The organism is Micromonospora sp. ALFpr18c, from assembly GCF_008868155.1.
In the GTDB taxonomy this organism is placed as follows: domain Bacteria; phylum Actinomycetota; class Actinomycetes; order Mycobacteriales; family Micromonosporaceae; genus Micromonospora.
The window spans coordinates 1-6,051 of record NZ_WBKR01000275.1 but is presented as its reverse complement, the minus strand read 5'-3'; the positions used below and the strand labels follow the sequence as shown (position 1 = coordinate 6,051).

7 protein-coding genes and 1 pseudogene are annotated in these 6,051 nt (G+C 68.2%); 6 read left to right on the top strand and 2 right to left on the bottom strand.

What is annotated here, in order from left to right; genetic code table 11:
• Positions 1-339: 339 nt before the first annotated feature.
• From F8271_RS29260 to F8271_RS34300, 5 genes and pseudogenes are all read left to right on the top strand, one after another.
• Positions 340-1,260, top strand: coding sequence for a site-specific integrase (locus tag F8271_RS29260; protein ID WP_151493062.1), 921 nt, complete (start codon positions 340-342; stop codon positions 1,258-1,260).
• Positions 1,261-1,495: 235 nt separating this feature from the next.
• Positions 1,496-1,882: a hypothetical protein gene (locus F8271_RS29255; protein WP_151493061.1), complete on the top strand. Its 387-nt coding sequence runs from the start codon at positions 1,496-1,498 to the stop codon at positions 1,880-1,882.
• Positions 1,883-1,902: 20 nt separating this feature from the next.
• Positions 1,903-2,406: a DUF6036 family nucleotidyltransferase gene (locus tag F8271_RS29250; RefSeq protein WP_151493060.1), complete on the top strand. Its 504-nt coding sequence runs from the start codon at positions 1,903-1,905 to the stop codon at positions 2,404-2,406.
• A gap of 21 nt (positions 2,407-2,427) precedes the next feature.
• Positions 2,428-2,748 (top strand): annotated as a pseudogene (locus F8271_RS33925) (FAD-binding protein); the annotation flags it as partial.
• A gap of 216 nt (positions 2,749-2,964) precedes the next feature.
• Positions 2,965-3,669 carry a BBE domain-containing protein gene (locus F8271_RS34300; RefSeq protein WP_370461990.1) on the top strand — a complete coding sequence of 235 codons (705 nt, stop codon included), beginning with the start codon at positions 2,965-2,967 and terminating at the stop codon, positions 3,667-3,669.
• A gap of 4 nt (positions 3,670-3,673) precedes the next feature.
• Here F8271_RS34300 and F8271_RS29240 read toward each other — a convergent pair whose 3' ends face one another.
• The gene (locus F8271_RS29240; RefSeq protein ID WP_151493058.1) at positions 3,674-4,144 is read right to left on the bottom strand and encodes a MarR family winged helix-turn-helix transcriptional regulator; all 471 of its coding nucleotides are present in this window, start codon (positions 4,142-4,144) and stop codon (positions 3,674-3,676) included.
• Between the two features lie 153 nt (positions 4,145-4,297).
• Between F8271_RS29240 and F8271_RS29235 the strand changes: the two genes are divergently transcribed.
• The gene (locus F8271_RS29235) at positions 4,298-4,720 is read left to right on the top strand and encodes a DUF6069 family protein (RefSeq protein ID WP_151493057.1); all 423 of its coding nucleotides are present in this window, start codon (positions 4,298-4,300) and stop codon (positions 4,718-4,720) included.
• Positions 4,721-4,783: 63 nt separating this feature from the next.
• Here the strand turns inward: F8271_RS29235 and F8271_RS29230 are convergent, their stop codons facing one another.
• On the bottom strand, positions 4,784-5,755 hold the full coding sequence (locus F8271_RS29230; protein ID WP_151493056.1) for a cytochrome P450: 972 nt from the start codon (positions 5,753-5,755) through the stop codon (positions 4,784-4,786).
• Positions 5,756-6,051 lie beyond the last annotated feature (296 nt).

Here is a 6,051-nt window from a genome sequence, read left to right as displayed (position 1 = left end):
GGGGCCGGGCGTCCGGATCCAGACTCTCGTAGGACTTCGACGTCATGCTGATGATCTCTCCTCAGAACCGTCCAGGAAGAGTATCCCCTGGTAGACGAGCTGTCTCACATCAGCGTGACAGGGAGGGTCGACTGGTACAACAACCGGCGGCTGCACGGCGAGCTCGGACACGTCCCACCCGCCGAACACGAGGCACTACACGCGATGACCCACCCGGTCACCGCACCCCTGAAAACCAGCTAACCAACTCTCCATCAAACCCGGGGCTTGACATGCATCCCGTCAACACCGTCGTACGCCTGCTCGCCGACCTGCACACGCACCTGGCGGGAGCCGGCAATGAACACTGACCCCGCCGCCATCGCTGCCGCTCGCCAAGTCCTGGCTCGCCTGGGCGTCACGGTGACCGACCTGCAATCGCACCCCGCGACGCCGTCCGTTGTGCCGACGGTCGCCGAGTACCTGCCCCGTGTTGTCGCCGCTGCCGGGCCCGGAGCACGCCGCACCTACGGCACCTACTGGGAGCGGATGGCCGCCGCGTGGCCGGAGCGACCGTTGGACTCCGTCACCGCCAGCGAGTTCGAGGCTCTGAAACAGGTGATGATCGCCTGCGCCGTGTCGCGGCGCAACAGCCGCAACGGCCGGCACGCCGGTGAGCACCTCATCGCCGCCGCCCGCGCGTTCTACCGATGTGCCATCGCCGACGGGCTGATCGACGCCGCCGCCAGCCCCGCGCACCGAGTAGCGAAACCCCGACGCTTACCCGGCACCCGCCGCGCGTTGACCGCACACGAGTTGGAGGAGATCAACGCGATGGCGCGCACCAGCGGAAACGACGTCATCCTCGACGCGCTGCTCCTGCGCTTGCACACCGAGACCGCGGGCCGCCGCGGCGGCGCCCTGGCCCTACGGCTGGTCGACCTCGATGCGACCAACGGGCTCGTCCGCCTCGCCGAGAAAGGATCCACTGTCCGCTGGCAGCCCATCACCCTCGATCTCGCCGGACACCTGCGGGAGCACGCCGCCGCCCGCGGCGCGGTCCTGCCGACCGATCCGCTCCTGCGCGCGCGCAACGGCCGACCGATCACCAGCCGCCGCTACGACCATTTGTGGCAACGCATGGGTGAGCGCCTGCCCTGGGTGGCCGTGCACGGCATCTCGACCCACTGGCTGCGCCACACCACGCTGACCTGTTCGACTGCGGCTGTCACATCCGCGAGAAAATCAATCAGCTTCGTAGTCTTCCCGATCACATCCTGACTGAGAGTCACGCTCGCATGCATGCCCTGTTAGTTGGCAGGCAACGTCACAGATTGCGCTGCCTACAACCAAGATCACAAGGGTGCTGCCGCGCGCGCAGCATGGGTGAACCCTCCGAGCGGGGGCGCGGCCCAAATCGGGCACCCGTCGCCATCTCACCTCTGCGGTGTTCGCGGGCGGCATCGCGATAGTCTGCAACGAATGAAGCCGTCGGCTCGAAGGTGAGGCCTGCCCGATGGGTACCAGCTACGAACCGATGAGTCTGGCCAGGTTGGCCACCCATCTGGCATCCGCGGACACCGACCAGACTCGCTGGAAACTCGTGTGGGAGTTTCTGGAGGAGTACCGCTGGGAACCCGCCGAAACCAGGGTCGACCTGTTGAAAGATGAGCCCGGGCTGACCGGGGACCCGCGGTGGGACGCGCTGCTTGCCGCGCTCGCGGAGCACCTGCTGGCTCAGGCGGATCTTGCTCCGCCCGCATGGGTCGACGCACGTGTTCTGCGCCGGGCATGGTTCCCGGCTGAACTGGCCATCCACCGGGCTGACGCCCTGGCATGGGCCCCGGCTGCATTCCGGAAGCACGGTGTGTACCTGTCCGTTCACGACCTGGCCGCGGCGTGAGCGGATCAGACGGCGTCCTCATGGGGCGCGCGGAACTCGAACGCGCTTTCGCTCACCTGGGCGACCGGCTTGTCCGGCGCGGAGTCGTCGCTGACATCTTCATCGTGGGTGGTGCCGCGATGGCGCTCGCCTACGACGCGAAGCGGGTGACCAGGGACGTCGACGCGATGTTCGTTCCGCACGGAGTCGTCCTCGATGAGGCGCGTGCAGTGGCCGACGAACTGGGCCTACCGCCGTGGTGGCTCAACGAGCAGGCCAGCGTGTACGTATCCGGCAAGGACGACCCTGGCAAGCGGCGAGTCTTCGACCATCCTGGCCTGCGCGTGATGGCCGCCTCGCCGGAGCACATCTTCGCGATGAAAGCGCTCGCGGCGCGGACCCGCGACGTGGACGACCTTCGCGCCCTGGCGGCGCTGGCCAAGGTAACGACGGTGGACGACGCTATACGTCTGTGCAGCGACTTCTACCCTGACGAAGCGATCTCGCCACGAGCAATGGGAGTTATCCGCGAACTTTTCGGATGATTCGGAGGGTTCGCCCAGGACCGGGGTCTGCCGCTGCACACCCGCAGCGGCGGTCACAACTTCGCCGGCTGGTCGACCGGGCCGGGCGTGGTGCTGGACGTCTCCCGGATCAACCACGCCGTCCCGAACTCCCGGACCGTGCACGTCGGGCCGGGTACCCAGTCGATCGACGCGCTGACCACCCTCAGCAAGCAGCAGACGCAGCTTCTGACCGGCACCTGTCCGACGGTCTGCCCCGGCGGCTACTACTCCGGCGGCGGCATCGGCATGCAGACCCGCAAGTACGGCATGGGCAGTGACCGGCTGGTCTCGGCCACCGTGGTGCTGGCCGACGGCCGGATCGTGTCCACCTCCCGGACCCAGGAGCCGGAGCTGTTCTGGGCGCTGCGCGGCGGTGGCGGCGGCAACTTCGGGGTGGTCGTCGACTTCGAGGTGCGTCGCATCGACCAGCCCCGGGCCGTCTACTACAACACCCAGTGGTCGTTCGCCGACATCCAGACGGTGCTTCCCGCGTGGCAGGAGTGGACCGCGACGGCGTCGGTCGACCTGGGCTCGACCATGGTCGCCGTGCTGCCGGACGGGTTGCCCGAGGAGAACACGCTGGTCTTCGTCTACGGCGTGCATCACGGCACGCAGGCCGCGCTGGACACCTCGCTGGACCAGCTCGCGAGCTTGGCCGGCGCGGCTCCGCTGAGCAGGGTCTCCGCCGAACTGCCGTACGCCGAGGCCATGCAGAAGATGTACGGCTGCGACCAGATCTCGATGGAGGCCTGTCACCGGGTGGGCACCAACCCGGAGGCGAGCGTGCACCGTGGCACGTTCCAGCGCGACGCCTTCCGTTTCGTCTCCCGGCCGTTCGCCGCCGCGGACGTCAGCCGTGCCGTCGACACGCTGGTAGCCGATCGGCACCCGGGGCAGACGCGAGTGCTCAACTGCATGAGCGTGGGCGGGGTGGCGAACGAGCGGAGCCGGTCCGAGACCGCCTTCGTGCACCGCGACGCCCAGTGGGTGATGGGCTACGTGGCCACCTACGCCGATGCCAATCCGTCGGCGGCGGACGCGGCGGCCGCGACAACCTGGACCGACGCCGGCGCGGTCGCTCTGGAACCGTTCTCCACCGGCGCTTACGTCAACTTCCCCAGTTACGACCTGCCCGACTGGCGGGAGCAGTACTACGCGGAGAACTATCCGAGACTGGTCAGGGCGAAGACCGCCTTCGACCGCTACAACTTCTTCCGCCACCCGCGCAGCATCGGCGCCTGAGCGGTCACGCCGCCTTCGCGGCGCGCCGCCGGACCGACCGTTCGGCCTGCACGATCGTGGAGAGCCGGCCATTGATCAGGCGGCCGAGCACGTCCAGGAAGACCTTGCGGTCGCGAGCCGGGACCGTGGAGAGGATCTCGGCTTGGAGCCGGGCGACGATCTCGCCGGCCTCGGCGACCATCTGCTCGCCCTTAAGGGTGACCCGGACGATCCGAGCTCGCCGATCGGTCTCCGACATCCGGCGCTCGGCGAGCCCGGCCCGCTCGAGTTCGTCGAGAGTGACGACCATGGTGGTCTTGTCGATGCCGCAGAGCTCACCCAGCTGGCTCTGGGTCAGCTCACCGGTCAGGCCACGCTCCAGCACGCAGTAGGCCCGGGTCGAGATGCCCAGGCCGGACAGGGCCACGGCGTGCTCCTGGGCCAGCGCGTGGGTGGCCCAGGACATGAGAAACATCAGGTCAGGCACGTCGCTCATGCCACCCAGCCTAGCAACTAGTCCGCGATTGGAACTATCTCGTACCGGAGTAAGCCTGGCCGAAGGGTCCGTTCAAAACAAGATAGTAAAGAAAAGTATCATCTGGTACGGTCGGACCACGCCTCGCACCTCCCCACCAGAAGGAGACAATTCATGTCTGCGGAAGCCTCCACGACCCGGGCCGTCAGCGGCACGTCGCGCGCGCGGACCAGGGCCATCGCCATCGTGGCCGCCGTGGTCGGCGCCGTCGTCGTGTGGTTGATCGCCAAGGCGGCCGGCGCCGAGCTGAAGGTCGACCAGGGCTCCGGCCCGCAGGACGTCTCGGTCTTCGCGGTGGTGCTCACGGCCGTGTTCGCTGGGCTGTTCGGCTGGGCCCTGCTGGCCCTGCTGGAGAAGTTCACGGCGCGCGCCAAGGCGATCTGGACCACGGTGGCGGTCGTCGTGCTCCTGATCTCGCTGGTGCTGCCGCTCCTGGTCGACGCCACGACCGGCACCAAGGTCGCGCTCGTGCTGATGCACCTCACGGTCGGCGCGATCGTGATCCAGCTGTTCCGCAAGGACGCCCGTTCCGCCTGATCTCGGACACGAAACGGCCGCTTCCACGTGCACGTGGAAGCGGCCGTTTCGCGTAACAGGGATTCAGCCCCAGGCAACCGGCAGCGCGAGCACGCCGTAGAACGCCATCTGGTCGCGCATCGGGATCTGCTCACGCGGGACGGCCAACCGGATGTCCGGGAAGCGACCGAACAGCGCCGGGTAGGCGATGCGCATCTGCATCCGGGCCAGTTCCTGGCCGAGGCACTGGTGCAGGCCGTGGCCGAGGGCCAGATGCTGGCGCGAGCCGCGGCTGATGTCCAGGATGTCCGGGTCCTCGTAGTGGGCCGGATCGCGGTTGGCGGCGGGCAGCGACAGGGTCACCGTCTCGCCGGCGCGCACGACCTGACCACCGAGCTCGATGTCGGCAAGGGCGGTCCGCGTGGGCCCGACATGCACGATGGTGAGGAACCGCAGCAGCTCCTCGACCGCACCGTCGATCAGCGCCGGGTCGGCGTGCAGCGCGGCGAGCTGCTCTGGCGCGTCGATCAGCGCGAAGGCGCCCAGGGCCAGCATGTTCGCGGTCAGGCCGTGTCCCGCGAAGAGCAGGTTGAGCCCGATCGTGGTCAGCTCCTCGTCGGTCAACTCGTCGCCGGCGGCGAGCTGTCCGAGCAGATCCTGGGTCGGCGCGGCCCGCTTGGCCAACACGATCTCGTGCACGAACTGGTGCAGGCCGCCGAAGGCGGCGGCGGTCTCCTCCGGGGTAGAGGTCATGTTCACCATGACTGCCGACCGGGTCTGGAACTGCGCCCGCTCCTCGTACGGCACGCCGAGCAGCTCGCAGATGACCAGGGACGGCACCGGCATGGCGAACGCCTCGAGGAGGTCGACCGGTGGGCCTGCCTTCTCCATCTCGTCGAGGTAGTGCGTGACGATCTCCTCCACCCGCGGCGCCAGCAGGTTGATCTTCCGCGCGGTGAAGTGGCTGGTGAGCAGCTTGCGGTAGCGGGTGTGGTCGGGCGGGTCCATCTCCGGGAACGAGCCCGGCGCGGCCGGAGTCGGCTCGGTCGGCACCATCGGGTGGCGGATGGGGAAGTGCTGCAGTTCGCGGCGCGAGCTGAATCGCGGGTCGGCCAGTACGGCGCGGGCCTCGCTGTAGCCGGTGACCAGCCACCCGAGATGCCAGGGCTGTTGCGTTCTCGCGGCGCGGGGCGCTGAACAGGGATTTCGTGGGGTGAGTGGCCTGTGTGGAGGCGGATGAAGCGGGTGAAGCCCTCAAGGTGATCATGGAGTTCTTGACGCTGCACGACCACCGAGGAACTCCACCCGCCGATGACATCATCTCTGATCTCCGCACTGACCGTGACAACCCC